Raw genomic sequence first — 431 nt, 5'->3', positions numbered from 1 at the left:
ACTCCGAAGTGGCACGCTACATCGAGCAGGCCAAACAACAAGGCGTAACCCTGCCTGAAGCAGACCCTGTGCGCCAATACCATGCCCAACACATCCTCATTAAAGCCGACAACGACAATGCCGCCGTCGGTGCAGAAAGCACCATCCGCAAAATCTACTCACAAGCCCGCAGCGGCGCAGATTTCGGCGGTTTGGCACGCCAATACTCGCAAGACAGCAGCGCCGGCAATGGCGGCGATTTGGGCTGGTTTGCCGACGGCATGATGGTTGCCCCGTTTGAAGAAGCCGTCCACAAACTCAAACCCGGCCAAATCAGCGCCCCTGTCCGCACCCAATTCGGCTGGCACATCATCAAGCTGAACGACGTCCGCGAAGCAGGTACACCTGAAGAGCGCTAACAAAACGCCGTCCGTCAATACCTGTCCCAACAA

General features: G+C 57.5%; 1 pseudogene. It reads left to right on the top strand.

The annotated features are described in order from the left end of the window. Positions 1 to 395: pseudogene (locus tag ACTHUR_RS21635) on the top strand (peptidylprolyl isomerase); the annotation flags it as partial. Positions 396 to 431 lie beyond the last annotated feature (36 nt).

The sequence above is a fragment of the Neisseria sp. P0021.S007 genome (assembly GCF_051956855.1).
This window is presented reverse-complemented; position numbering and strand designations above follow the sequence as displayed.